This window comes from Xenorhabdus ishibashii, assembly GCF_002632755.1.
Classification (GTDB): Bacteria; Pseudomonadota; Gammaproteobacteria; order Enterobacterales; family Enterobacteriaceae; genus Xenorhabdus; species Xenorhabdus ishibashii.
On the sequence record NZ_NJAK01000001.1, the window covers coordinates 874,177 to 900,276 of the forward strand.

At 44.6% G+C, this 26,100-nt stretch carries 23 protein-coding genes and 1 pseudogene; 15 read left to right on the plus strand and 9 right to left on the minus strand.

Annotation, left to right across the window (positions count from 1 at the left end; translation table 11 throughout):
* Positions 1–34 precede the first annotated feature (34 nt).
* Positions 35–2,383, plus strand: a complete 2,349-nt coding sequence (locus Xish_RS04080; RefSeq protein WP_099116833.1) for an ATP-binding protein — start codon at positions 35–37, stop codon at positions 2,381–2,383.
* Here Xish_RS04080 and dgt read toward each other — a convergent pair.
* Positions 2,367–3,902 (minus strand): dGTPase, encoded by a 1,536-nt coding sequence (dgt, locus tag Xish_RS04085; protein ID WP_099116834.1) that lies wholly within the window; start codon positions 3,900–3,902, stop codon positions 2,367–2,369. The two genes, Xish_RS04080 and dgt, sit on opposite strands and share 17 nt — an antisense overlap.
* A 134-nt stretch (positions 3,903–4,036) precedes the next feature.
* On the opposite strand from dgt, the gene mtnN reads away from it, so the two are divergent.
* From mtnN to Xish_RS19120, 3 genes are all read left to right on the plus strand, one after another.
* A complete protein-coding gene (gene mtnN, locus Xish_RS04090; protein WP_099116835.1) occupies positions 4,037–4,735 on the plus strand; it encodes a 5'-methylthioadenosine/S-adenosylhomocysteine nucleosidase in 699 nt (232 codons plus the stop codon).
* Positions 4,736–4,762: 27 nt separating this feature from the next.
* Positions 4,763–5,608 carry a vitamin B12 ABC transporter substrate-binding protein BtuF gene (gene btuF / locus Xish_RS04095; RefSeq protein ID WP_099116836.1) on the plus strand — a complete coding sequence of 282 codons (846 nt, stop codon included), beginning with the start codon at positions 4,763–4,765 and terminating at the stop codon, positions 5,606–5,608.
* Positions 5,609–5,990: 382 nt separating this feature from the next.
* Entirely contained in the window at positions 5,991–6,122 is a 132-nt protein-coding gene (locus tag Xish_RS19120) for a hypothetical protein (protein WP_279625596.1), read from the plus strand.
* A 96-nt stretch (positions 6,123–6,218) separates the two neighbouring features.
* Here Xish_RS19120 and erpA read toward each other — a convergent pair whose 3' ends face one another.
* On the minus strand, positions 6,219–6,563 hold the full coding sequence (gene erpA, locus Xish_RS04105) for an iron-sulfur cluster insertion protein ErpA (RefSeq protein WP_099116837.1): 345 nt from the start codon (positions 6,561–6,563) through the stop codon (positions 6,219–6,221).
* A gap of 221 nt (positions 6,564–6,784) precedes the next feature.
* Here erpA and hemL point away from each other — a divergent pair, with 221 nt between their 5' ends.
* From hemL to Xish_RS19310, 3 genes and pseudogenes are all read left to right on the plus strand, one after another.
* A complete protein-coding gene (gene hemL / locus Xish_RS04110) occupies positions 6,785–8,068 on the plus strand; it encodes a glutamate-1-semialdehyde 2,1-aminomutase (protein ID WP_099118657.1) in 1,284 nt (427 codons plus the stop codon).
* A gap of 224 nt (positions 8,069–8,292) precedes the next feature.
* Positions 8,293–9,390, plus strand: coding sequence for an ISAs1 family transposase (locus Xish_RS04115; protein ID WP_099116261.1), 1,098 nt, complete (start codon positions 8,293–8,295; stop codon positions 9,388–9,390).
* Positions 9,391–9,440: 50 nt separating this feature from the next.
* A pseudogene (locus Xish_RS19310) lies at positions 9,441–9,521 on the plus strand (IS5/IS1182 family transposase); the annotation flags it as partial.
* Positions 9,522–9,612: 91 nt separating this feature from the next.
* Here the strand turns inward: Xish_RS19310 and Xish_RS04120 are convergent.
* The 3 genes from Xish_RS04120 to hrpB form a co-directional block, all read right to left on the minus strand.
* A complete protein-coding gene (locus Xish_RS04120; RefSeq protein ID WP_099116838.1) occupies positions 9,613–10,368 on the minus strand; it encodes a hypothetical protein in 756 nt (251 codons plus the stop codon).
* A 254-nt stretch (positions 10,369–10,622) separates the two neighbouring features.
* On the minus strand, positions 10,623–13,097 hold the full coding sequence (mrcB, locus tag Xish_RS04125; protein ID WP_099116839.1) for a bifunctional glycosyl transferase/transpeptidase: 2,475 nt from the start codon (positions 13,095–13,097) through the stop codon (positions 10,623–10,625).
* Positions 13,098–13,135: 38 nt separating this feature from the next.
* On the minus strand, positions 13,136–15,643 hold the full coding sequence (hrpB, locus tag Xish_RS04130; protein WP_099116840.1) for an ATP-dependent helicase HrpB: 2,508 nt from the start codon (positions 15,641–15,643) through the stop codon (positions 13,136–13,138).
* Between the two features lie 91 nt (positions 15,644–15,734).
* Between hrpB and sfsA the strand changes: the two genes are divergently transcribed.
* The 7 genes from sfsA to panC all read left to right on the plus strand — a co-directional run bounded on the left by sfsA (position 15,735) and on the right by panC (position 21,938).
* On the plus strand, positions 15,735–16,445 hold the full coding sequence (gene sfsA, locus Xish_RS04135) for a DNA/RNA nuclease SfsA (protein WP_099116841.1): 711 nt from the start codon (positions 15,735–15,737) through the stop codon (positions 16,443–16,445).
* A 195-nt stretch (positions 16,446–16,640) separates the two neighbouring features.
* Entirely contained in the window at positions 16,641–17,096 is a 456-nt protein-coding gene (gene dksA / locus Xish_RS04140) for an RNA polymerase-binding protein DksA (protein WP_074019168.1), read from the plus strand.
* A gap of 56 nt (positions 17,097–17,152) precedes the next feature.
* Complete coding sequence (gene gluQRS / locus Xish_RS04145; RefSeq protein WP_099116842.1) at positions 17,153–18,034, plus strand: tRNA glutamyl-Q(34) synthetase GluQRS; 882 nt, start codon at positions 17,153–17,155, stop codon at positions 18,032–18,034.
* Between the two features lie 309 nt (positions 18,035–18,343).
* On the plus strand, positions 18,344–19,702 hold the full coding sequence (gene pcnB / locus Xish_RS04150; protein WP_208614806.1) for a polynucleotide adenylyltransferase PcnB: 1,359 nt from the start codon (positions 18,344–18,346) through the stop codon (positions 19,700–19,702).
* Position 19,703: 1 nt separating this feature from the next.
* Complete coding sequence (gene folK / locus Xish_RS04155) at positions 19,704–20,186, plus strand: 2-amino-4-hydroxy-6-hydroxymethyldihydropteridine diphosphokinase (RefSeq protein ID WP_099118658.1); 483 nt, start codon at positions 19,704–19,706, stop codon at positions 20,184–20,186.
* A 63-nt stretch (positions 20,187–20,249) separates the two neighbouring features.
* On the plus strand, positions 20,250–21,041 hold the full coding sequence (panB, locus tag Xish_RS04160) for a 3-methyl-2-oxobutanoate hydroxymethyltransferase (RefSeq protein WP_099116844.1): 792 nt from the start codon (positions 20,250–20,252) through the stop codon (positions 21,039–21,041).
* Positions 21,042–21,080: 39 nt separating this feature from the next.
* Positions 21,081–21,938, plus strand: a complete 858-nt coding sequence (gene panC, locus Xish_RS04165) for a pantoate--beta-alanine ligase (protein WP_099116845.1) — start codon at positions 21,081–21,083, stop codon at positions 21,936–21,938.
* Between the two features lie 70 nt (positions 21,939–22,008).
* Here panC and Xish_RS04170 read toward each other — a convergent pair whose 3' ends face one another.
* Together Xish_RS04170 and Xish_RS04175 are read right to left on the minus strand one after the other, a co-directional pair.
* Positions 22,009–22,779 (minus strand): ABC transporter permease, encoded by a 771-nt coding sequence (locus tag Xish_RS04170; protein WP_099116846.1) that lies wholly within the window; start codon positions 22,777–22,779, stop codon positions 22,009–22,011.
* The gene (locus Xish_RS04175; RefSeq protein ID WP_099116847.1) at positions 22,779–23,702 is read right to left on the minus strand and encodes an ABC transporter ATP-binding protein; all 924 of its coding nucleotides are present in this window, start codon (positions 23,700–23,702) and stop codon (positions 22,779–22,781) included. The genes Xish_RS04170 and Xish_RS04175 overlap by 1 nt, the downstream gene beginning before the upstream one ends.
* Positions 23,703–23,886: 184 nt before the next feature.
* On the opposite strand from Xish_RS04175, the gene can reads away from it, so the two are divergent.
* Positions 23,887–24,540: a carbonate dehydratase gene (gene can / locus Xish_RS04180; protein WP_099116848.1), complete on the plus strand. Its 654-nt coding sequence runs from the start codon at positions 23,887–23,889 to the stop codon at positions 24,538–24,540.
* 74 nt (positions 24,541–24,614) lie between these two features.
* Here the strand turns inward: can and hpt are convergent, their stop codons facing one another.
* Positions 24,615–25,154 (minus strand): hypoxanthine phosphoribosyltransferase, encoded by a 540-nt coding sequence (hpt, locus tag Xish_RS04185; RefSeq protein ID WP_074019160.1) that lies wholly within the window; start codon positions 25,152–25,154, stop codon positions 24,615–24,617.
* Between the two features lie 328 nt (positions 25,155–25,482).
* Complete coding sequence (locus Xish_RS04190) at positions 25,483–25,953, minus strand: carboxymuconolactone decarboxylase family protein (RefSeq protein WP_099116850.1); 471 nt, start codon at positions 25,951–25,953, stop codon at positions 25,483–25,485.
* Positions 25,954–26,100: the final 147 nt, after the last annotated feature.

Below are 26,100 nucleotides of genomic sequence, written 5' to 3' on the forward strand. Positions count from 1 at the left end.
AAATTGAGTTCTGATTTTCCCACAATGGACGCCTATGACCAAATATAGCCTACGCACCCGTATGATGAGCCTGATATTGGTTCCTGTTTTACTGGTCGGAACGCTTGTGAGTATATCATTTATCTCATACCGCTATTACGAGTTGAAGAAACTGATAGTCCTCAGAGGGATCAGCATTATTGAACCCTTATCTATCGCCAGCGAGGTTGGCATTAATCTGGACAACTGCCAGCAAGTTGACTCATTGATAAACAGCCTGCATCGACGAAACTTTGAGATTGTCAAGGCAATTGCGATCTTTGATAAGCATAACAAGTTATTCGATATTTCGAATGACAAGTATGATGTCAATCGCTTGAAGCTCACTGCCAACGAAGCCATGCCTACAACCTTATCCCAAACGGAATACGACAACAGTATCATCCTGAAGATGCCAATTATCTCAGGAAATTCTTCTCCTAATCCCTGGAACACGTCCACCAGCGATACGCCGCCGATTGGCTATATCGCTATTGATTTGGATTTACGCGTTGCCCAGCTCCAGCAATACAAAGAGATTTCCACTGCCATCATTTTGTTGATTTTGTGCCTTGGGGGAACAGCCTTGTTTGCCCATGGGCTGGTACGTAAAGTTACTCAACCTCTGAATTGCATGGTTAAAGCTGTCGATCGCATCCGTCAGGGACAACTGAACAGTCGCGTGACAGGTGCTATGCCTGGAGAATTGGCTGCACTCCAAAATGGCATTAATACCGTGGCAGAATCGCTCTCAAAATATAAATATGAGATGCAACTTCATATTGATCAAGCCACTTCCGACCTGCAAATTACGATGGAACAGTTGGAGATTCAGAATGTTGAACTGACTATCGCCAAAAAACGCGCACAGGAAGCGGTCAGGATCAAAACGGAATTTCTGGCCAATATGTCCCATGAATTACGCACGCCGCTTAATGGGGTCATTGGCTTTACCCGCCAGATGTTAAAAACCGTCATTACGCCACAACAGATGGAATATCTGTATGTCATTGACAGATCGGCTAATAATCTATTGAAAATTATCAATGATATTCTGGATTTTTCACGTCTGGAATCTAATAAACTGGTATTGGATCAGGTGCCTTTTCTGCTCAGGGATACCGTCAATGAAGTTATTGAACTTTTGACACCTGCTGCCAGCGTGAAAAATCTTTCCCTGCATCACCATATTGATGATGAGTTACCCAACTTGATGATTGGCGATCCCATTCGATTACAACAAATACTGACTAACCTGATTGGCAATGCTATTAAATTCACGGATAAAGGCAGCGTGACGCTGGATATCAAATTACGCCAACAGCAACACCACCTTGTACAGATTGATTTTACTGTGACCGATACAGGTATTGGGATCAAACCGGAATACCGTCCAATTCTGTTCCAGGCCTTCAATCAGGCAGATGCCAGTATTACCCGTCATTACGGGGGCACCGGATTGGGGTTGAGTATTACTAAGCGACTGGTTAATGAAATGAAGGGAGAAATCGATTTTATTAGTGAAGTTGCGAAAGGAACAGTATTTTATTTTGATATCTGGCTGGAAAAAGAAGAGTATTCATTCGGAGCCTTGCCAGAACATCTGCCAGTCTGTTCGGCATTATCACGTTTACCCATGACCGTTATGGCGGTGGACGATAATCCCGCAAACCTGAAATTGATTGGCACGCTGCTCAATGAACTCGTTGAAAATCCCTTGCTGTGCAGTAATGGGGTAGAAGCACTGGAAATAGCGCAACAATATTCGCTGGATCTGATTTTAATGGATATCCAGATGGCGGATATGGATGGCATCCAAACTTCTGAACAGATCCATCAATTACCTCAACACAAAGAGACACCCATTGTGGCCGTTACCGCTTTTACCTGCCATGAGAAAAAAAGTGCACCGTTTATCGATTGCCTTTCCAAGCCCTTGGATGAAAACCATCTTAAAACACTGTTGCACCAGTATTGCCAGCAAAAAAAACCACAAGCCATTGATTGGGAGATGGCGTTGCAGCAAACCGCCGGCAAAGAATCATTGGCACGGGAGATGTTAGAGATGCTGGTGCAATCATTACCTGATATGAAAAATAGGATTGAGCAGGTTTTGACTGGCGATGGTGAAGCCATCCGCAAACACTTTCAGCATCATGTCCACCAATTGCATGGCAGTTGCTGCTACAACGGTGTGCCTAAACTAAAAGCAATTTGCGAATTTGTCGAAAAACAACTGCAACAAGGGGCTGCACTGGTCGATCTGGAGCCAGAATTACTGGAATTTATGGATGAAATTAATCATGTCATGGCTGCTACCCCTGATATCCTCAGGGCGAGTCAATCCGTTACTTTGATACCATAAATTTACGATATTCTTCATAAGCGTAATGATCCGTCATGCCACTGATATAGTCCTGAATGAGGCGCGCCCGATAATAAAATTCGATCGCATCTTTTTCGGCCTCATCAGTGGCAACAATTCCTTCCACGGCCTCACTATAAGCCAAACGATGCTTGGTCGAAAGTTTGTGCAGCAGGCGCGTTTCAATAAAGTATTGTTTGTGAAAATTATGCTGGTTCAGTTCCATAAAATCCTGTCGAGGCAATTCCAGTAAAGGGCTATATACATCCAGCAATCCGGTAATAATGCGGTATCCCTGTAATTCCAGCTCTTCCACTTCAGGATGATTGAAAACCCGTTTACGGGTGACATTTTTCAGGGTTTTCAATAAACGGTGTTCATCGCCATTTCCTTCCAGCAGGGCATGATTAAATGTACCAGCATAGATTTCAGGCAGGTGTTCAATAAACAATTTGGCGGTATAAGGCACCAATTTCCCTGTGATAAATACCCGTAAATACATGAAAAATTGTTCATGGATATTACGACGGGCTTCGTTATTAGTGGTTTTTTTATAAGCTTGTATTACGGTGGATTCGAACAAATCCCCTTTCCGGTGCCCCCCGTTTTCTTCCCACTCTTTTTTCAGATATTCTACCAACTGAGCAACATTAAAAATGTCTTTTTCAACCGCATCATCCAAATCTGCGATGCAATATGAGATATCATCTGCGGCTTCCATAATATATGTCAGCGGGAAACGGCAGAAATCTCCCATTTGCAGTTCTTTTTTCAATTCACGGATAAAGCTATCTTCTGACCAGTAGTAACCTATTTTTTTCATCAGGTAACTGAATTCAGCCGGAGTTTCTTCCAGACGATAGGCCGGACAGGTATATTTCAATATGCAACCAATCTGGGCATAAGTGAGATTTAAACGCAGCAGATTGTGTGCCAGACGGATAGCCTGGGCATTACCTTCAAACTGACATAAATCTCTACGCAATTGCCGGCGAAATAGATCTTTCTTATCTTCTCCCGTCAGGCGCAATGCTGCGACCTTACAGGCATCCTGCCGACTCTGTGTTTTCGGCAAATGGGGCAAATAGTCAGGATCTAATCGACGGGAGAACCAATCCTTAATCGCTGCCTCGCCAAAATGGCCAAAGGGAGGATTACCAATATCGTGCATCAGGCAAGCCATCTCAATCAGGCTTTCAAAAGCAAGCAAGCGATCACTCAGCCCATATTTTTCCAATAAGTTCTGCTTTGCCAGCTCCGCGATAATCGTTTTTGATATATAGCGCCCTATTTGCTGCACTTCGAGCGAATGCGTCAGCCGACTGCGTACAGCCGCATTGCGTTCCAGTGGAAAAACCTGTGTTTTCTGTTGCAACCGCCGAATAGCGGCTGAGTTGATGATCCGCCCACGATCACTTTCAAATTGGCGAGTCACTTGTTCTTCATCATCGGAATGAATAGAGGATTTACTGAACTTGCGTTGGTAATTCAACTTTTGCTTGAAATCAATCTTAGACATTACCCCTCCCGCTACATGAAACGATTATTTAGAATTGGCATCTGCGGTAAATAACTATTCAATGATACACTTGCCGATTAAATCAGCCTTTTAATATAGGCATCAATCCATGAATAACAAGCGAGTATGACACAATGAAAATAGGTGTAATAGGTGCAATGGAACAAGAAGTGACTTTATTGCGTGACCAGATTGAAGGTCTGCAAACATTGTCACGAGGTGGATGCGAAATTTATACCGGTAAACTAAATGGCGTTGATATCGCCTTGTTGAAATCTGGTATTGGTAAAGTTTCCTCCGCACTTGGCACCACTTTGTTGATTGAGCATTGCCAGCCAGATATCGTGATTAACACGGGTTCAGCCGGTGGCCTTGATCCTAAACTAAAAGTGGGAGATATCGTGGTTTCCGAAGAAGTTCGCTACCATGACGCCGATCTTACCGCTTTCGGCTATGAAGCGGGACAAATGGCGCAATGCCCAGCCGCATTTATTGCTGACGAGAAATTGATTGCCCTGGCGGAAAAATGTATTCAATCTCTCGATCTGAATGCCGTTCGGGGTCTGGTTTGCAGCGGTGATGCCTTTATCAATGGTTCAGAGCCATTGGCTCGCATTCGTTCTACTTTCCCGAAAGTTGCTGCGGTTGAAATGGAGGCGGCAGCCATTGGTCATGTTTGCCATCAATATAACGTCCCCTTTGTGGTTGTTCGTGCGATTTCTGACGTTGCCGATCAAGAGTCCCATATCAGTTTTGATGAATTTTTGGTGGTCGCGGCGCGTGAATCGACACGGATGGTCAATGCCATGCTGACCGAACTGAGTAAACAGTAGTCCATTATGTAAAGTGGAGCATCGATAATGCAATCATGGTTGAAAATAATTCCCCCTCGATCCATTTGGCTGGCATTCTTATTCTTTTTGTGTAGCTTTTGGTGGGGTTTCTGTGCTCCACTTTACGCGTCAGCTTCCCGTGTTATTAGCCTTGCCCCATCAACGACAGAGCTGGCCTATGCCGCGGGGCTGGGCGACCAGCTTATCGCAGTTAGTGCTTACTCCGATTATCCTGAAACAGCTAAAAAATTAGAGCAGGTTGCGGATTGGCAAGGCATCAATGTTGAACGGATCATTGCCCTCAAGCCTGACCTGATTCTGGCATGGCGGGGTGGTAATCCCCAACGACCTCTGGAACAACTCGCTGCTTTCGGCATCCCGATTTTCTACTCCGATATAAAAAAAGTGGAAGATGTTGCAACAGATCTGGAACGGCTGGCTGCCTATAGCCCACATCCCGATCTGGCTATGCAATCAGCGGCAAATATTCGCGATAAGTTCAATCAATTAAAACAAAAGTACGCTAACCTACCCCCTAAACCCGTGCTCTTACAGTTTGGCATGCACCCTATTTTTACTTCCTCCAGCCATACCATTCAAAGCGAAATTGTTTCGGTATGTGGCGGTAAAAATATTTTCGCGGATAGTCCTGTTCCGTGGCCACAAGTTAATCGTGAGCAAGTGCTTACCCGCAAACCAGAAGTGATCATCATAGGTGGAACGGAAAAGCAAAAACAACAGGTTGCCGATTTTTGGCGGCCACAAATGAATGTCACTATTATCGCCCTGAACGATGACTGGTTTAGCCGTGCAGGGCCGAGGGTTATTTTAGCGGCAGAACAGCTTTGTAATCAGTTAAATCATCCCAACTAAAATAATCTATCTTTTCATCTCAGTGCGTTTTTTCATCATGTCATGAGCAATGATCCCACCGAACAATCCCCAAAATGCGGAACTGATACCCAGTAAATTAGCCCGCATCCTGTAGAGTAGCGATCCCTGGTGCATGCTTTTATTGTTCTGAGAAGACACCAATGAGTGGTATCACATCGAAAATAGCTGAGAAATTTAAATCATTAAGAGCTTCTCAAGGATTAAGTCTCAGTTAGGCGGCTAAATTGACAGGAGTCAGCTTGGACAAATTGAACGCGGTCAATCAAGCCCGACGATTTCGACTCTGTGGAAAATTGCCATAGGCTTTAATATTGCTTTTTCAACCTTCTTAGAAGGCGCCGAACCCCAGCCTCAGCCAATATTGCATCGATTTAATGAATTACCGATCTTTGAACAAAACAACTCCGGTATGCGTGTCACGCCACTCATTCCTTTTGATGATGAACTCTTTATCGACTTGTTCAAAATAGCCATCGTGGAAACTATGGAATAGCTGGGATTATTTGACGTGGTTTTCATTTCTCACAAATAGCCTCCCAAACAGGAGGCTATTTATTACAATCAATTATTACAAGCGTGGCTCCCCCAATCAGACACTGAAAGAAGAGCCACAACCACAAGTGGTTTTTGCATTCGGATTGGAAACAACAAAACGGGAACCTTCCAACCCTTCGGTATAATCCACACAAGCGCCTATCAAATATTGTAAACTCATGGGGTCAATAACCAATTCAACCCCTTGTTTCTGAATGGTCATATCACCTTCGTTGATTTGGTCATCGAAAGTGAAACCATACTGGAAGCCGCTACAACCACCACCTGTAATGTAAACCCGCAAGCGCAAGTTTGGATTATCTTCATCAGCAACCAGTACTTTGACTTTATTGGCCGCGGCATCAGTAAACTGCAAAGGCAATGCAGCATCATCGCTCATACTTTTACTCCAGTCCGGTTCTCCGGTAAAAATTCTCGGAAAGTTATTTTATGCTTTCTGATCAGTTAGCCGAGATTATCCAATACCTGACTGATTCGTTCAAGTTTTGTCACATGAACGCCGTAACCCGAATAATGAGAGGATATGATGATTTGGCTTCCCTATCAGGGTAATTTAGAATGGAATTCCCATATCCCGCTATTTTTCAGGAGCTTTTATTAATGAGCCAGTCCGAAACACTTTACTCTCAGGCAAAACATGTGATCCCTGGTGGCGTCAATTCACCTGTACGTGCTTTTAACGGTGTTGGTGGGACACCTGTTTTTATTCAACGTGCTAATGGCGCTTATCTTTATGATGTTGATGGCAATGCCTATATCGATTATGTCGGCTCATGGGGACCAATGGTTCTTGGGCATAACCATCCTGCTATCCGCAACGCCGTTATTGAGGCCGCGGAACGTGGTTTAAGTTTTGGCGCACCAACCGCCGCCGAAGTGGAAATGGCAAAACTGGTCACTGAACTGGTGCCTTCCATGGATATGGTTCGTATGGTGAATTCAGGTACAGAAGCCACCATGAGCGCCATTCGTCTGGCTCGTGGTTATACCCAACGTGACAAAATCATTAAATTCGAAGGTTGCTATCACGGCCATGCCGATTGCTTACTGGTCAAAGCGGGATCGGGTGCCCTGACTATCGGTCAGCCGAACTCTCCAGGCGTACCCGCTGATTTCGCTAAACACACCCTGATTTGTGTTTATAATGATCTGAGCTCTGTCCGTGAAGCCTTCGAAAAATATCCAGCAGAAATCGCCTGTATTATCGTCGAACCTGTCGCAGGTAATATGAACTGCATTCCACCGTTGCCAGAATTCCTGCCGGGTCTGCGTAAGCTGTGTGATGAATTTGGTGCGCTGCTAATCATTGACGAAGTGATGACCGGTTTTCGTGTCGCACTAGGTGGTGCACAAGAATATTACGATGTTAAGCCAGATTTGACATCCCTTGGTAAAATCATCGGCGGCGGTATGCCTGTAGGTGCTTTTGGTGGCCGTCTGGAAATCATGGAAAAACTGGCTCCAACTGGCCCTGTTTATCAGGCCGGAACCCTTTCGGGCAACCCCATCGCGATGGCGGCTGGCCTTGCTTGCTTGAAAGAAGTGGCTCAGGTCGGTGTTCATCAACGCTTGAGCGAACTGACCGACAAACTGACGACGGGTTTAAAAAGTGCGGCATCAGCAGCCGGCATCCCGCTGGTAGTAAACCACGTTGGCGGCATGTTCGGTATCTTCTTTACTGATGCGGAAAGCGTTACCTGTTATCAGGATGTCATGAAGTGTGATGTAGAACGTTTCAAGCGGTTCTTCCACTTGATGCTGGACGAAGGTATCTATCTGGCTCCTTCTGCATTTGAAGCAGGCTTTATGTCCATCGCTCATTCAGAGGAAGATATCCAACGTACTGTTGATGCGGCAGCACGTTGTTTTGCAAAACTGCAATAAGATATTCAGTTTTCCGAAATTCCAGACGTCACTGTTTTCCATTTCAGTGGCGTCTGGATAAATATTCACACCAAAGTTCGTATCGCCTGAATAGCCAGGGTGAGATCTCATATATTTAGTAAGGCTATTTAGGTTAAATAAAGACCAGAATATAACTTCTTATAGCTCTTTCTCTCATTAAAACGATAAGATCACGCTATTCCATAAAAATAGCGATCGTAATAATGAGTATTTTTAACTTTATCAGTAAGATCGATGACCCGCGTTCTGATATCAATAAAAAGCATGAGTTAATGGATGTGATTTTTTTGGCTTTTGCAGCCGTGTTATGCGGGGCTTCTGGCTGGAAAGCGATTCAAGAGTTTGGTGAGATACAAATTGAGTGGCTTAAAAAATATACGCGCTTTACTCATGGCATTCCTCGTCGTCACTGTATTGCTAATATTATCAAAATGATAGAGCAGGATGCACTGGTTGAAGCCTTTTATGACTGGATCAACCAGCGCCGGGTCAAGGCAGGGAGAAGCCTTATCGCTATTGACGGAAAAACGATGAGAGGCACTTGCAAAGGCACCCTGTTTGAAGCCCTCCATGTGGTCAGTGCTTATGATGTCGAGTCCGGTGTTGCCCTATATCATCGGGTCGCAGAAAGTAAAGGGAAAGAAGGCCCAGTCGCAAGGCAACTCATTGAATTATTGGCGCTTGATGGGGCTGTAGTCACGATGGATGCCCTGCATTGTCAGAAAGAAACCCTTGAGTTAATTACCCAACGAGGCGGCGATTTTATTGTGGGTGTCAAAGGTAATCAAAAAAGTCTGGCTGAGTTTGTTAAATCCCATTTTGCTGCACATTATGAAAGTCATGAACTTGTTGAATTTACAGAAAAAAGCAGTGGTCATGGACGAGAGGAGTTCCGTCATGTTATGCAAATTAGTGCGACGTTGTCAGAAGAATTTCAGGCAAAATGGCCTTCAATACAATCGGTTATCGAAGTGGTCAGTGAACGAAGTGTGAAAGGCCACCCCCCTCACCGTGATTCACGCTGGTATGTCAGTTCACTCCCTTTAGATGCGGAGCTAGCGGCCACGGCAATAAGAAAGCATTGGTCGGTGGAAAATGAGCTGCACTGGGTTTTGGACGTCACTTTTCGGGAAGATGCAATCTCGCTGAAAGATCCTGATGGGGCGGCACAAATGGCCCTTTTTAATCGAATTGCATTAAATGTGATTAAACAAAATACCAGTATAAAGGACAGTCAGGCCGCTAAACGCCGAAGAGCAATGTGGTCAGCGGAATTCCGTAGTCAGCTTATATTTGATTAAACTTAATACAAAGTGGAATCCCGCCCTGCCTGAATAGCTGACATCACCGCCAACATAGTTCGGGTTCCACCACAAAGAAAGATGAAACCATCAGAAAAAACCGAGGAAGACTTTCGACCAAAATACATTTAAATACCGTCATTGAGTGGGAAATGCATTTGCCAAAATTAAACATTTTCGTGCAATAGAGAATAATCAATCAAATGCCTGCCCACCCTATGCTCATAGGATATTAAATAATCTGGATAAATATTCACATTTTTCTTCATATAACCTTTCTTTTTCCTCCAGATGTATTACATAGTTATTCCATACAGGTTGATTTAAACCTTCCCAAGGTGGGAAAGTGGGGCTGCCATTCTCCCAGAATTGTACCTTTTTAATAACTTTGGGGTGGTTTCTGTGTCTGAAAATCCATCTTAATTCTTTCCCAGTTATATTTTTATCATCTTTTTCAGCTATCCGTTTAATATCTATACCATCAAGTATAAAATGTACATGTATATCCTGAGTTAACTCACTATTGCTTGTATTTACCCATGATAATCCTCCCTTACATTTTCTTCCAATAATTGAAATATTATATCCCCTATGGCTTTCAGTTACATTGCAATATTTATTATCATTTTTTAGATGTGTAAAGAAATCTTTTTCATACTTTTTGTAAGTATTAATATTAGCATTAATGAAATCGCATTTTGCTTCAAAGGTTTTAATTTCACTCAGAAATTTATTTTTTTCTTCCTCATCTTTATAAAGTTTATTTTTGAGATACTTCCCCAAAAAATCCTTATATTCTAATTCCGCAGGAATCAAGTAGTCATCAATTATTATTGGTGGGCAACGGTTTTCATTAAAGTAATCTTTAGCATCTCTAAAGTGGGGGTTTTTATTAATATAATTAATTCTAGCCTCACTTAGGCCATATATTAAATCACCTGCTTTAAATTTTTCTATGAAAGGAGGATGGAATGGCATGTTTCTATTCTCTTTTAATTTAAATTAATTTCATTATAAACACAAGTTTTTTAAAGATATGTTTTTTATTTATATAGTTATTTAAATAAAAATACAAAATGGATAAAAATAAGTAATGATCATACCTCAGGCACCGAGTTTTTTCTTAAGCAGTATTCGAGGCAATCGGGTTTCCTCCAAAGATAGTTCATTTAATTAAGCTCCCTACTCATTTTCGAGTCGGGAGCTATATTTTATTATTTTTCAAAAAATTATCACTGACCAAACATCTCACGTAACCAGCCAGGCGCTTCTTCTTCATTCTCCTCTATCGGTTGTTGTACCGATTGCTGACACAGCCTCTGTGGGTCATCAGTCCAGACTGGCAATACTCTGATACCGCCTCCCTCACAGTTGAAACTGCCATCTTCATTGACTGACATATCCGCAATACCTTCCGGTGGACGGTTATTCAGCTCCAGTGGCGTTTCATTTTCCAGATAACGACGATAAATCGTCAGTGCACCCGTCGCTCCGGTTAAGTTAGTTGGACCATTGTTATCACGTCCAGTCCAAACAATCGTGACTTCTTTACCATCAATGCCTGTAAACCAACTGTCACGCAGATCATTGGTTGTTCCAGTCTTACCTGCCAGATGATATTTGCCATATTTCCCAGTCAATGAGCGCCCTGTACCTCTCTCCACTACCTTCTGCATACCGTATAGCGTCAGATAAGCGGCCTGTGGCGGCACAACTCGCTCTGCCTGTGGATAGCTCTGGTAAATCACCGTACCATCTTCAGCAATAATGGAGCGCAACGCAGAGAGTTTCGCCCGATTGCCCCCGCTGGCAATCGTCTGGAATTCTTGTGCCATTTCCATTGGCGTTAGGTTAATCGCGCCCAACAACATAGAAGGATTCTGTTGGATCTCTTTTGCAGGAATACCCAGTGCAATCAAGGTACTGGAAATGCGATCTAATCCAACATCCAACCCCAAATTCACTGTCGGCACATTCATCGAACGTGCTAACGCGTCGATCAACATGACACGCCCACTGAAAGTACGGCTAAAGTTCTTTGGTTCCCACGGCTTTCCGCCCGCCTGAGGGATAGAGATAGGTTCATCAGCCAGCCAGGTATTCAGGCGATATTTATCCGGTTGACTCAATGCCGTCAGATAAGTGGCTGGTTTAGCAAGCGAACCAATTAAACGACGGGCATTTAAGGCTCGGTTAAATCCGGCATATTGTGGCTGGGAGCCGCCAACCATAGCACGAACTTCACCGCTGAAACGGTCAACAACGACCATCGCCCCTTCCAAATCATCAATCTTGCGGGCTTTTCGCAGGGCAGCAATGCCCTCTTCAACCGATTTTTCCGCCGCATCCTGCGAAACAGGATCGAGGGTCGTAAAGATCTTCACCCCTGACAAATCATTGACTTTATCACCCATCTTTTCCTGCAATTCCTGACGAACCAATTGCATAAAGGCTGGCTGTGGCGTAATCACCCCGCTTTTCGGTTTTACACCTAACGGACGGGCACTAAGTAGATCATACAGCTCCTGATCGATGATTTTTTGGTTTTGGAGGATTTTCAAAACGATATTGCGACGCTCCAGTGCGGCCTTAGGATTGCGCCACGGGTTATACCACGAGGCTCCCTTGACCATTCCCACCAGCAACGCCTGCTGATCCAAACTCAATTCATCAACCGGACGCCCAAAATAGTACAAACTCGCCAATGGGAAACCACGGATCTGTTCATCACCACTTTGTCCTAAATAAACTTCATTCAAATACAATTCCAGAATACGATCTTTGCTATAACGTGCGTCCATCAGCAACGCCATATAAGCTTCATTCGCTTTACGACTCAAGGTACGTTCATTAGAAAGGAACAAGTTTTTTACTAATTGCTGTGTCAGGGTACTGCCCCCCTGAACCGCTCGTCCCGCCGTCAAGTTAGCTAAAACCGCACGGGCAATGGAAAACGGCCTGACGCCATCATGTTCATAAAAGTGCCGATCTTCTGTTTCCAGCAAAGTCTGGATCAGCAAATCAGGAAAGCCGGAACGCGGGACGAACAGACGTTGTTCACCATTTGGCGATTGCATCATGGTGATCAATTTCGGATCAAGGCGGAAAAAACCAAACTGGCGTTGGTTTTCCATGTTTTCAATGCTGGCAAGATGGTTATTATCAAAGGTCAGTCGTGCCTGAATTTGCTCTTCTTTACCATCAGGAAAATCAAACGGGCGGCGTAGCATCTCTATGCTATTCCCCCTGACTACAAATTCACCTGCACGGGTGATTTTTGTCACTCTTCGATACTGCATACCTTCCAGCAGATGGATCATTTCGTCTTTGCTGTAATTCATACCGGGTTCAAGATTGACCATCCGTCCGTACACGGCTGCCGGTAAATCCCAGACTTTTCCGTCAATACGCTCGCGAATTTTGTTATCCAGATAGAAACCATAAATGACAATGAGTACTGCCAGCACAATAAAGATCTTTAGCAGCAACCACAAAAACCAATGCCCGCCTTTTTTAGGCGGGCGGGACTTAGGACTGCGGGTATTTTTCCCTTTTTTAGTCATGACTTCACCCCCATCATCGTCGTCATTAAAATCATCATTTTTATCATAGTCATCCCGCCGATTGCGTTTGTTAGATGTTTGCCCACGACGAAGTTCGGATTTTTTACCCTTGCGTCCGATTGGCTGACGATCATCATCAGACATACCGAATTCTCCAACTGTTTATTAATTAACTGAAACAATTACATCTGTTTTTTCACACGCCTGGTCGGTGCCGTGTTGGCAGGATCATCAGGCCATAAATGTTTGGGGTAACGCCCTTTCATCTCTTTTTGCACCTCACGATAAGTTCCCTGCCAAAACGCAGCGAGGTCTTGCGTGATCTGTAATGGACGATGGGCAGGAGATAACAACTCAATGACAACCGGAACCCGTCCTTTCGCCAATACTGGATTTTGCTGCTCTCCGTACATTTCCTGCATTCTCACTGCCAGAGCAGGAGGTTTGTCATGGAAATACTGGATAGTAATCCTGCTCCCAGTTGGCACAGTGTAATTAGTAGGCAATTCATTATCCAGTATTTGCCGCTGTTGCCAATCAAGCAATCCTATCAAACAGGAGGACAGTTCAATCTGGCGCAAGCCTTTCAAGTCATCAACACCACCCAGAGCAGGAAGCAACCACTGTTCAAGGGAGTTCAACAACGCTTCGTCATCAATTGCAGGCCATTCTACCTCCGGTAACCATTCTGTCGCCCTTTGCAGGCGAATGCGCAACTGCAACGCTTCCTGTGACCAATTCAATGCCGATAATCCTTCCTGCCTGACCCAATTCAGCAAGGCTTTCTGTAATTCTGATGTCGAAGGCTTTGCCAATGGCTGGGCTTTGACAATTAATCGCCCACATTGCAAACGCTTCCACGCCCGTAACGAACCTTTACTATCATCCCACTCTACAGTTGTATGTTCAGTAAACAGAAGAGGGTGCTGCTTTATGGCCTGTTCAATGTCCAACGGACAAGCAAGTAAAACCCGCGCCTCAGGGTGGCTGCTTCCCTGCTGTAACAAGGGAGTCACCAACCAGGCTTCTCCCGAAAGTGGCTCTTCACGTTCCAGTGCTACCCCCAAGCCATTGGCTAACTGAAAACGCCCAAGATTATCGCGGTTTTTGGCAATCCTATCTGGGAAACCCTGTACCAATAGTTCAGGTACAAGATCCAATCTGAGGTTCTTAGCATGGCTTGCAACGCGTTGTGTCTCGTTTTTATCCGCCAGTTGATTTGCAAAATTTCTGACCAGTTGACGGATTCGTTGTTGCCAATGACGCTGATCCGTTGTCATCCAATAAAGAAGATCAGGCTGTCCACGACGTGGGGGTTCTTCCAGAATAGCAACCAATTTCGCTGCTGTTATCAATGCCGCACGGCCTTGTTCCTGCCCTTCACTCTCTTTACCTGAACAGAGTATGGCCGCCAAACGTGGTTCACTACCGGATTCTGCCATTTGCCAGCCGCGGGCAGTCAGTTGTTGATTATTATCCAACGCCCCCAGACGCAGCAACAGAGATTCTGCAACCGCCAATGCGGGTTGTGGTGGATTGTCCAGCCAATGAAGTTGGGTGCTGTCACGACACCCCCACTGCAATAAAGAGAGCAGTACGCCGCTGAGATCTGAATGCAAGATCTCCGGCTCGCTATATTCTCTGGCTCTTTCTGCTTGCTCCTGACTGAATAAGTGCCAACAAACACCGGCTTCCAATCGACCAGCCCGCCCTGCTCGCTGAACCATAGATGCCTGGCTGATGCGTTGGGTAATCAAACGCGTCAGGCCACTCTTCGGTTCAAATCGACCAGATCGTTCCAGTCCGCTGTCTACCACTAACCGGATACCTTCAATCGTCAAACTGGTTTCGGCAATATTGGTAGCGAGTACGACCTTACGCATTCCCACTGGCGCAGGTGTTATTGCTTTGCGTTGATCTGATAACGACAATGCACCATATAATGGACACAACAGCGTATCGTCATTCACTTTGCCTTCCAATTGCGACAACACCCGCTGAATTTCACCGACACCAGGCAGAAACAGCAACAACGATCCTGTCTCCTGCTGTAATAACCGCAATACCGCCGATGCAACTGATTGTTCAAAAGGTTGATGAGAAGGGAGTGGATGATATGACCTCGTTACCGGATAGCTGCGCCCTTCTGACACAATCACAGGCGCATCGGGTAATAAAGAAGAAAGGCGCTGGTTATCCAATGTTGCCGACATCACTAAGATACGCAGGTCATCACGCAATCCTTCCTGTACATCCAGCAGCAGTGCCAGTGCAAGATCGGCCTGTAAGCTACGCTCATGGAATTCATCAAGAATGACGAGAGAAACGCCGCTCAATTCAGGATCTTGTTGCAACATACGCGTCAAAATCCCTTCGGTCACAACCTCAAGCCGTGTTGCAGCACTGACTTTGGTTTCCGAACGCATCCGGTAGCCTATAGTCATACCAACAGGCTCATTGAGTTGTTCGGCAAGGCGCTCAGCCACACTACGTGCAGCAATACGCCGCGGTTCCAGCATAATGATGCGCCCCGATAACTGTGCCTGCTGTAAAATCGCCAATGGCAATCCGGTTGATTTTCCAGCTCCCGTTGGCGCATGTAATAACACTTGCTTCGACGTTTGCAGTGCAGCAATCACGGAACCCACTACATCATAAATGGGTAATGAGTCATAAATAGGTAATGACAAAGGATCACCATAATGAATTAACTTTCAATGGATGCCATTGTAGCATTAGCGCCTTTGATTTTATTCGCCCACTGGTTATGAAGGAAAGTTTATGGAATTTTCACCATCCCTGAAGCCTGCAACCTTAATCCGCCGCTATAAACGCTTTCTTGCGGATGTCCTCACGCCAGAAGGAGAAACACTCACCATACACTGTGCCAATACGGGGGCCATGACAGGATGTGCCACACCAGGGGATACCGTGTGGTATTCCACATCCGATAATCCCAAACGCAAATATCCCAATAGCTGGGAATTAACGCAAACCCAAGATGGTCACTGGATTTGTGTCAATACCCTCAGAGCCAATGATCTGGTCTATAAAGCTATTGAGAAAAATATCATTTCAGAATTATCTGGATATGAGCACATGAGTCGGGAAGTTAGCTATGGAAAAGAGAAAAGTCGCATAGATTTATTATTACAATCAAAACAAATTGTTAACTGCTATATTGAAGTCAAGTCAGTCACATTGTTACAGGGAAATTATGGATATTTTCCTGACGCCGTCACAATTCGAGGGCAAAAACATTTACGTGAGCTATCATTGATAGCACAACAAGGCCAGCGTGCTGTTTTGTTATTTGCTGTCTTACATTCTGGGATCAGTCAGGTTGCAGCAGCAAAACATATTGACCCTGATTATGCTTTTCTTTTGGAACAAGCATGCCAATCAGGGGTCGAAGTAATCTGTTATAAGGCCAGCATGACAGAAAACGGGATGGTTCTAAGTGACAAATTATCTTTCGTATCAATGGGATAATTTGTAAACAAATCCTGCTAACGAGAGGGGTTTTGCAACATATTTAGGCAGTAAACATGCCTGCCTTCACACCATTGCAAAACTAATGGCAGGAACAATTGCCAACCTCGCAGTCATCTGCTATTTATAGCGGCCTATTTTTTTCCCCCTCTTATCGAGGGGTCGTTTGATAGTGCGTGTGTAAGGAGAAGCATTATGCAAGAAGGGCAAAAACGTAAAACCTCGTCCTTGAGCATTCTCGCCATCGCTGGGGTAGAACCTTACCAGGAAAAGCCAGGCGAAGAATACATGAACGATGCCCAGTTAAAGCATTTCAAGCTGATTCTGGAAGCATGGCGCAATCAACTCAGGGATGAAGTAGACCGTACTGTATCTCATATGCAAGATGAGGCAGCAAACTTCCCTGATCCAGTTGACCGTGCGGCGCAAGAAGAAGAGTTCAGTCTTGAATTACGTAATCGGGATCGTGAGCGTAAGTTGATCAAAAAGATCGAAAAAACGCTGAAAAAGGTCGAAGAAGAGGACTTTGGCTATTGTGAGGCCTGTGGAATTGAAATCGGCATCCGCCGTTTAGAGGCTCGCCCAACAGCCGATTTATGTATTGATTGCAAGACGTTAGCCGAAATTCGTGAAAAACAAATGGCTGGCTAACCATTAGGGTTAAGTACGGCGCTAAATGCGCCGTATGCCCCTATATTGAATCCACTATGACTCAATCCAGACACTCCTCGTTATACATTGGGCGTTTTGCTCCATCTCCTTCTGGCGATCTCCATTTTGGTTCTCTGGTAACTGCACTAGGCAGTTATCTGCAAGCCCGTGCCTGCCACGGAAAATGGCTGATGCGTATTGATGATATTGATCCTCCACGGGAAGTTCCTGGAGCAGCCAACCGGATATTACAATCCCTTGAGCATTACGGACTTTATTGGGATGGCGAAGTACTCTATCAATCTCAGCGTCATGATGCTTACCGTGCCGTCCTCGATCAATTAAAACAGCAGGGAGATAGCTATTATTGCACCTGCACCCGCCAACGTATCCAACAATTAGGCGGCTTTTATGATGGTCACTGCCAACATTTACATCTGCCAATTCACAACGCTGCCATTCGTCTAAAACAGTACCAGCCGATTTACGGTTTTTACGATAAATTGCAAGGCCATATCACTGTCCCCACGGAAATGGCCGAAGAAGATTTCATTATTTATCGCAAAGACGGTTTATTTGCCTATAATCTTGTCGTTGTTATTGATGATAACTATCAAGGTGTCACTGAAATTGTCAGAGGAGCTGATTTAATTGAACCCACGGTTCGCCAGCTATCTCTGTATCAGCATTTGAATTTTGCAACACCAAATTATGTGCATTTACCTCTCGTGCTAAATAAAGAGGGAAATAAGCTTTCTAAGCAAAATCATGCCCAGCCGATCCCATTAAGCGATCCAAGGCCATTGCTTATTGATGCGTTATCATTTTTAAATCAGCCCATTATCGCAGGCTGGCAGGATCTCACAACAGATCAACTGCTACAGCAGGCTATCATCGGTTGGAATATAAACACGGTTCCGCCAAAAAAACCTAGTTAATAGACTAAGTTAAATAAAGTCTTTCTATTGATACTGTAGGCATTCTCAAAAAATGTCCAGTAAGTTATGATTGGCGGCTGTTTTTTTGTTTTAATTGATCAGTCACTACCGAGGTGTACCATTTTTAACCGAGTAGCAACTTTCTGCCGTAATCTGTTAATCCGCGATCACAGAGTAAAGCGCGACACAGCGGCAGTCAGTGAAAGGCCAGTCACCGTATCTGACCATTCTGCTCAAACAGAGAGCAGCCCTTTGCGTAAACGTAGCAGAGGGAATCATTCATCTTCATCACATGCCGAAAACGACAAAATGAAGAAAAAATCCGCAAAGGCGATGCCTTCGGACTCCCCGATCACGGTGATCCCACGCGAACAACACCCAATTTCACGCAAGGACATTAGTGATAATGCCTTGAAGGTTCTGCATCGCCTAAATAAATCAGGTTTTGAAGCTTATCTGGTTGGTGGCGGAGTTCGTGATCTACTGTTGCACAAAAAACCCAAAGATTTTGATATAGCAACCAATGCGACACCTGAACAAGTTCGTCAACTGTTCCGCAATTGCCGCCTTGTCGGACGTCGTTTCCGCCTTGCCCATATCATGTTTGGCCCTGATGTGATTGAAGTTGCCACCTTCCGCGGGCCACATGATCAAATTGGAAACAATGACCGCAACCAGTCACATAAAGCCCAGAGCGGCATGTTACTGCGTGATAATATTTTCGGTTCAGTAGAAGAAGATGCGGTTCGTCGCGATTTCACGATCAATAGCCTCTATTATGGCATTGAAGATTTCGCACTGCGGGATTACGCGGGTGGCATGGCAGATCTGAACGCTGGTATTATTCGCCTGATTGGTGATCCAGAAACTCGCTATCGGGAAGATCCCGTGCGTATGCTGCGGGCTGTCCGTTTTGCCAGCAAACTGGATATGACTATCGAGCCAGCAACTGCTGAGCCTATCCCACGCCTTGCTTTTCTGTTGAAAGATATTCCAGCGGCGCGTCTGTTCGAAGAATCTCTGAAACTGTTACAGACAGGACAGGGTTACAAAACTTATAAACTGCTGCGCGAATATCAGTTATTCCAGCCATTGTTTCCGCTTATTCAACCTGGTTTCACCCAACGTGATGATTCGCCAATGGAAAAGCTGCTGGCACAAGTGCTGAAAAATACCGATTTCCGCTTGCAAAGTGACAAGAGAGTGAATCCTGCTTTCTTATTTGCCGCCATGTTATGGTATCCATTAATTGAGCATGCGGAAAAATTGACACAAGAAGGCGGATTACAGTATTACGACGCCTTTGCGTTAGCAATGAATGATATTCTTGATGAACAGTGCCGCTCCATTGCGATCCCGAAACGCCATACCACGACCATGCGCGATATTTGGTTACTTCAGCTTCGCTTGCCGCGCCGTCAAGGAAAGCGAGCAAATAAATTGATGGAACACCCGAAGTTCCGCGCTGCGTATGACTTACTAGAATTACGCGCCAGCATTGAGACACGCCATGACCTGAAAGAGCTGGTGCAATGGTGGAGTGCATTCCAACAATCAACTTCATCAAAACAACGCGAAATGATATCAGGGCTGGGCAGCGAACCCATTCGCCGCAGGACACGCCCCCACCGTGGTGGACGCGTTCGCCAGAATAGGAATCATGGTTAATATGACGTTAGTCTATATCGCCATTGGCAGCAATCTGGCCGATCCTTTGCAGCAAGTCAAAAACGCACTTGCTGCCTTAAGCAAGATCCCTGATACCACTTTTGTGGTGCGATCATCTTTTTACCGAACTAAGCCAATGGGGCCACAGGATCAACCAGATTACCTCAATCTTGCCGTCGCATTGGAAACCCAATTACCTCCAGAAGCATTGCTTGATCACACTCAAGCAATCGAACTGGAACAAGGGCGCGTTCGTAAGGGCGAACGCTGGGGCCCCAGAACACTCGATTTGGATATCATGCTGTTTGGTCATCACGTCATCAATACTGAACGCTTGACCGTTCCTCACTACGGGTTAAAACAGCGTGAATTCATGCTCTATCCACTTGCAGAAATCGCACCAGATCTTGTATTTCCCGATGGAGAAACTCTGGCAGAGCAATTAAAAAAAGTTCCAGAAAATGGCCTGACGCTTTGGTTATAGCTTGTAGTAGAAAGTAGAGAAGCAACTTGAAAAATAGAGGGTATAACTATTCAGGAGAGAATGATGAAACCAACAACTCTGGCTGATCTAAGTCAGTTAAAAAAAGAAAAGCGCAAATTTGCAACTATCACAGCTTACGATGCTAGTTTCGCCCACCTTTTCGCTGAACAAGGCATTAATGTCATGCTCATTGGTGATTCACTCGGCATGACCATACAAGGGTTCAACTCTACCCTGCCGGTTACCACTGAAGATATTTCCTACCACACCCGAAGTGTTCGCGCTGGCGCCCCACATGCTTTTCTTATCGCAGATATGCCTTTTATGAGCTACGCCACCCCCGAACAAAGTTTTGACAATGCGGCTACATTAATGCGTTCTGGTGCCAATATGGTCAAAATTGAGGGTGGAGACTGGCTATGTGATACCGTCAAAATGCTGACCGAGCGTGCCGTCCCCGTTTGTGGTCATTTAGGTTTGATACCACAATCAGTCAATGTACTCGGTGGTTATAAAGTTCAGGGGCGCGATGAATCCTCAGCCCAGAAGTTATTCAACGATGCGATTGCGTTGGAAAAAGCAGGTATGCAACTACTGGTGTTAGAATGTGTCCCGACTACACTGGCACAGCGCATTACCGAAGCGCTGGACATTCCGGTTATAGGCATCGGGGCAGGCAATATGACTGACGGTCAAATTCTGGTTATGCATGATGCCTTGGGCATCACCGCAAGACCACCAAAATTTGCCAAAGACTTCCTCAAAGAAACCGGCAATATAAGGGATGCCATCTGCCTGTATATTGAACAAGTGGAAAGCGGCGTCTATCCCGACCAGTCACATTCATTCAACTGATTATTTTCCAGCATGACGGCTAATTAAAGGAGTACAGCAATGCTGATTATAGAAACGATCCCAATTTTACGCCGAGAAATCCGTCGCTGGCACCAAGCTGGCTTGCGTATTGCTTTTGTTCCCACGATGGGGAACCTGCATGATGGTCATATGGCGTTGGTTGATACCGCCAAAGCGCAAGCTGACGTCGTTATCGTCAGTATTTTCGTCAATCCAATGCAATTTGACCGAGAAGATGATCTGGTCAATTATCCCCGAACCTTGCAGGAGGATTGCGAAAAACTGAGCCGTCGCAACGTCGAGTTGGTATTCGCCCCTAATGTTAACGAAGTGTACCCACACGGCTTAAACGGCAACCAAACTTTTATCGAAGTTCAAGAACTCTCTCATATCCTTGAAGGCGCCAGCCGACCAGGACATTTCCGTGGCGTTACTACCGTTGTCAGCAAATTGTTTAACCTGATCCAGCCCGATCTGGTTTACTTCGGCGAAAAAGATTTCCAGCAATTACAAATTATCCGCAAAATGATTGCCGATATGGCCTACGATATTACATTGGTTTCCGTGCCGATTGTCCGTGATAAAAATGGATTGGCGCTAAGCTCGCGTAATAACCTTCTGTCCGCTGAAGAGAAAAAAACAGCGCCTTTGCTGAATAAAATTATGCAATCGATGGCAGAAAAGCTGAAAAATGGCGAACGGGATACTGAACGACTCATTGAACAGGCTTCTGCACATTTGCATGAAGAAGGCTTTATGCCGGATGAGTTATTTATCCGTGATGCAGAAAACCTGATGCCATTAACAGCACAAAGTAAAAAAGCCGTGATCCTGATGGCTGCATGGCTGGGGCAAATACGACTGATTGATAATCAGCAGGTTGATTTGGTTGACTGATTTTAATTGTGGGGTATGTGTGTATCCCTCGCTCCGCCGCAATCAACGGCGGAGTATTATATTTTGGCTATTAGGTTCTTAGCCCTCGCCCTGATTCAATGAGATACCAGGCCAATGTATAGAATCCAACAATAAAGATCCCCAACATCCCTAATGTCATCGCCAGAGAAACATCCATAATACCGAGAAAACCATAACGGAAACCACTGACCATATAAACGATCGGATTAAGCTTTGACACTATCTGCCAAAAAGTAGGTAACAGGGTAAGGGAGTAGAACACGCCCCCCAAATAGGTCAACGGTGTCAGAACAAATGTTGGAATAATACTAATATCATCAAATGTTTTCGCAAAAATGGCATTCAACAGCCCCGCCAATGAAAAGAGGATCGACGTTGCCAGCAAAGTGATCACCACCATGCCCCATGAATGTATCTGTAATGGTACAAACAATAGGGAAACCGATGTCACCATAATGCCAACGCATACCCCACGAGCTACTCCGCCCCCAACAAATCCAGCAATGATGATATGGGTTGGAACCGGAGCAACCAGCACTTCTTCAATACTGCGCTGAAATTTAGCGCCGAAGAAAGATGAAGAAACGTTAGCGTAAGAGTTGGTGATCACGGACATCATTATCAGCCCTGGCACAATAAACTGCATATAACCAAAGCCACCCATTTCGCCAATGCGGGAACCAACCAGATTGCCGAAGATAACGAAATAAAGGGACATAGTGATCACAGGCGGCAGTAATGTCTGCACCCAAATACGACCAAAACGAGTGACCTCTTTAATCCAAATGGTTTTCAGAGCTACCCAATATAGTTGGAACATCATCTATCTCCTTGATTATTATTGGTTAGTCCGACAAACAGTTCTTCCAGACGATTCGCTTTGTTACGCATGCTGCTGATTTGTATGCCCTGCGTACTTAGCTGGGTGAAAACATCATTTAATCCCTGACCACGTTTTACATCCACTTCCAGTGTTACTGCATCAATTAGACGGTAGTCGTAACCTTCAACAATAGGCTTCGTCCCTTTCGGTGATAAATCGAGCAAGAATGTTTCACATTCAAGTTGGCTAAGCAGGTTTTTCATGCTTGTATTTTCCACCAGCTCACCATGTTGGATAATACCGATGTTTCGACACAGCATCTCAGCCTCTTCAAGGTAGTGAGTCGTCAGAATGATGGTGGTTCCCTGCGCATTCAATTCTTTCAAAAATTCCCACATAGATCGACGCAGCTCAATATCCACTCCCGCCGTAGGTTCATCAAGAATTAACAACTTTGGCTGGTGCATTAAAGCACGGGCAATCATTAAACGCCGTTTCATCCCACCCGATAAACGAATTGCCCGCTCGTTGCGTTTTCCCCAGAGATCCAATTGAGTAAGGTAGGTTTCCGCTCTCTCCAATGCCACATTGCGCGGAACACCATAATATCCCGCCTGGTTTAATACAATCTGAATCACCGTCTCGAACGGGTTGAAATTAAATTCCTGTGGAACAAGGCCAAGCTGCCGTTTAGCATTGACGAGAGCCGTATCAATATCGTAACCAAAGACCTTGACCTTACCCCCACTCTTATTAACCAAGGAACTAATAATACCTATCGTGGTAGATTTCCCAGCGCCATTTGGCCCCAAAAGCGCGTAGAAATCACCTGCTTCTACACGCAAATCAATCCCCCGCAGCGCTTTCACTCCACTCTCATAGACTTTCGTGAGCTGCGTCAATTCTAATGCGTAAGCCATAAGTAAAAAATACCTTTATTATTTGCTATTCCTGACTGCTGCCAGATAGAAATTATGCCATTATTTTTCCTCTATTTCTTAGCAATCGTAGGGGGTAAATAAAAAACATTCTTCAATTAAATATTAAATTCTCAATTAATGTTGTATATGATTCTATCTCAAAAATGTTACTAGGCTATTTGTTATGATGAGAAAAATTGAAGAGCTGTTTGCCAGGAACAAGCAGTGGTCAAAGTCCGTAAACGAAGAAAATCCACTTTTTTTCAAAGAATTATCAAAAGCGCAAAAACCTCATTTTCTATGGATAGGCTGCTCTGATAGCCGAGTACCTGCCGAAAAACTGATTGATGCAGCTCCAGGCGATCTTTTTGTTCATAGAAACGTCGCTAATCTCGTTATCCATACCGATTTAAACTGTTTATCTGTTGTACAATATGCAGTTGATGTTTTACAGGTTGAACACATCATTATCTGTGGTCACTACGGTTGTGGTGGTATTGAAGCTGCCGTGGATGGCACTGAATTGGGCTTAATCAATAACTGGCTGCTCCATATCCGTGATTTGTGGTACAAACACAGTTCCATGCTTGGTGAGTTACCTCCTAATGATAGACTGAATCGCTTGTGTGAATTGAATGTCATTGAACAGGTTTACAACCTTGGCCACTCAACCATTATGCAATCTGCATGGAAACGTGGGCAGAAAGTGATGATTCATGGTTGGGTATATGGTTTAAAGGATGGTGAATTACATGATCTGGATATTACAGCTGACAGTCGTGAAAAATTGGAACTCAATTACCGTCAGGCTATTTCCAAATTATCCCAGACAAAATAGCAGATCGAAGGATAACCCATTAATTATAAAAACAAATGGCAGCTTTTTTTGCTGCCATTTGCTTATCGCAAAAATTAATCTTCTAACAGGGTGACATGCCCGATATAAGGCAGATGGCGATAATGTTGTGCATAATCAATGCCATAACCGACTACGAACTTATCTTCAATTGAATAACCAATCCATTCAACTGGCACATCGACTTCACGACGCGATGGTTTATTCAACAAAGTACAAATTGCCAGTGAATTAGGTTCACGCAGTGCAAGAATCTCGCGGATTTTGTTCAGTGTATTGCCTGAGTCGATAATATCTTCAACGATCAGCACATCTTTACCACGTATGTCTTCATCCAGATCCTTGAGAATTTTCACATCGCGGGTAGAACTCATCTCATTGCCATAGCTGGATGCAGTCATAAAATCCACTTCATGAGGAACCTGAATTTCACGGCATAAATCAGCCATAAAGATAAACGATCCTCTCAACAGGCCAACTAACACTAATTCACGATCGCTATTACGATAGTGCGCAGTAATTTGTTGTCCCAACTCAGCAATACGTTGCTTGACCTCCTGTTCGGAGATCATCACTTCTACAATATGTTTCTTCATTAATATAACCATTTGTTTTTAATAACAAATTCATGTCAGGTTATGTGATAACTCTTTAAAACTGATACACCGATTGATACACAATTCGCCGCACAAATACGTACACATAAGAAAACATGAGAACAAAATATTTTGCAAAGCATATCAGAATTCATCACCTACAGTAAAAGAAGGGTTGAAACTATGACTACCTACCAATAGGGATTTGAAGTGCAAGTGTGGACGAAGCTGCTGCATCAGTTGGAAGCAACAGAGAACACATCTTCTTTATTATTGACAAAGCGGAGTACTAAGTTCTGCTTGCTCATCGTCGCACGCTCTCAGTCATTTAAACCTTCGGAATAGGCGGAGAAAACTGTAAGGCACCTGCGATACGATTCCAAGCATTGATAGCACCCACAGCGGTGGTCAAAAATGCGATTTCTGATTCGGTGAACGCGGCTTGCATCTCATCATATAAAACATCTGTAATGTGCTGTTGCGCCATTAAGGTCAACGCCTCAGCCCAGCCCAGAGCAGCACGCTCCCGAACAGAAAACACGCCCGCTTCGCGCCATGTTGCCACCAAGTCGATTTTGGCCTGTTCTAGACCGAGTTTGCGTGCCAGATTCAAATGGAATTGGAGGCAGAAGGCGCATCCATTTAACTGGGAGACCCGTAATTTCAGTAGTTCGGTGAGCTGTTTTTCCAGCCCTGAATCGTCAACTGCCTTGCCCAGCATTCCTAGTGCGGCGATAACATTTGGCGCAACTTGTTCAAAAGAAGTCCAGTCGCTTCGTCGATCAAATAAAGGTTTCATAAAACACTCCAACCGATTAATATAAGAATTCGAACAATAATATAAGAACTCTAACATTATGCGCAAGTCAAGGATACACAATCCATCAATTCCAGAAATAGGTGAAGGTAAGCGAGGAGAGGCTGGTCATATCGGTTATCTGCTGCG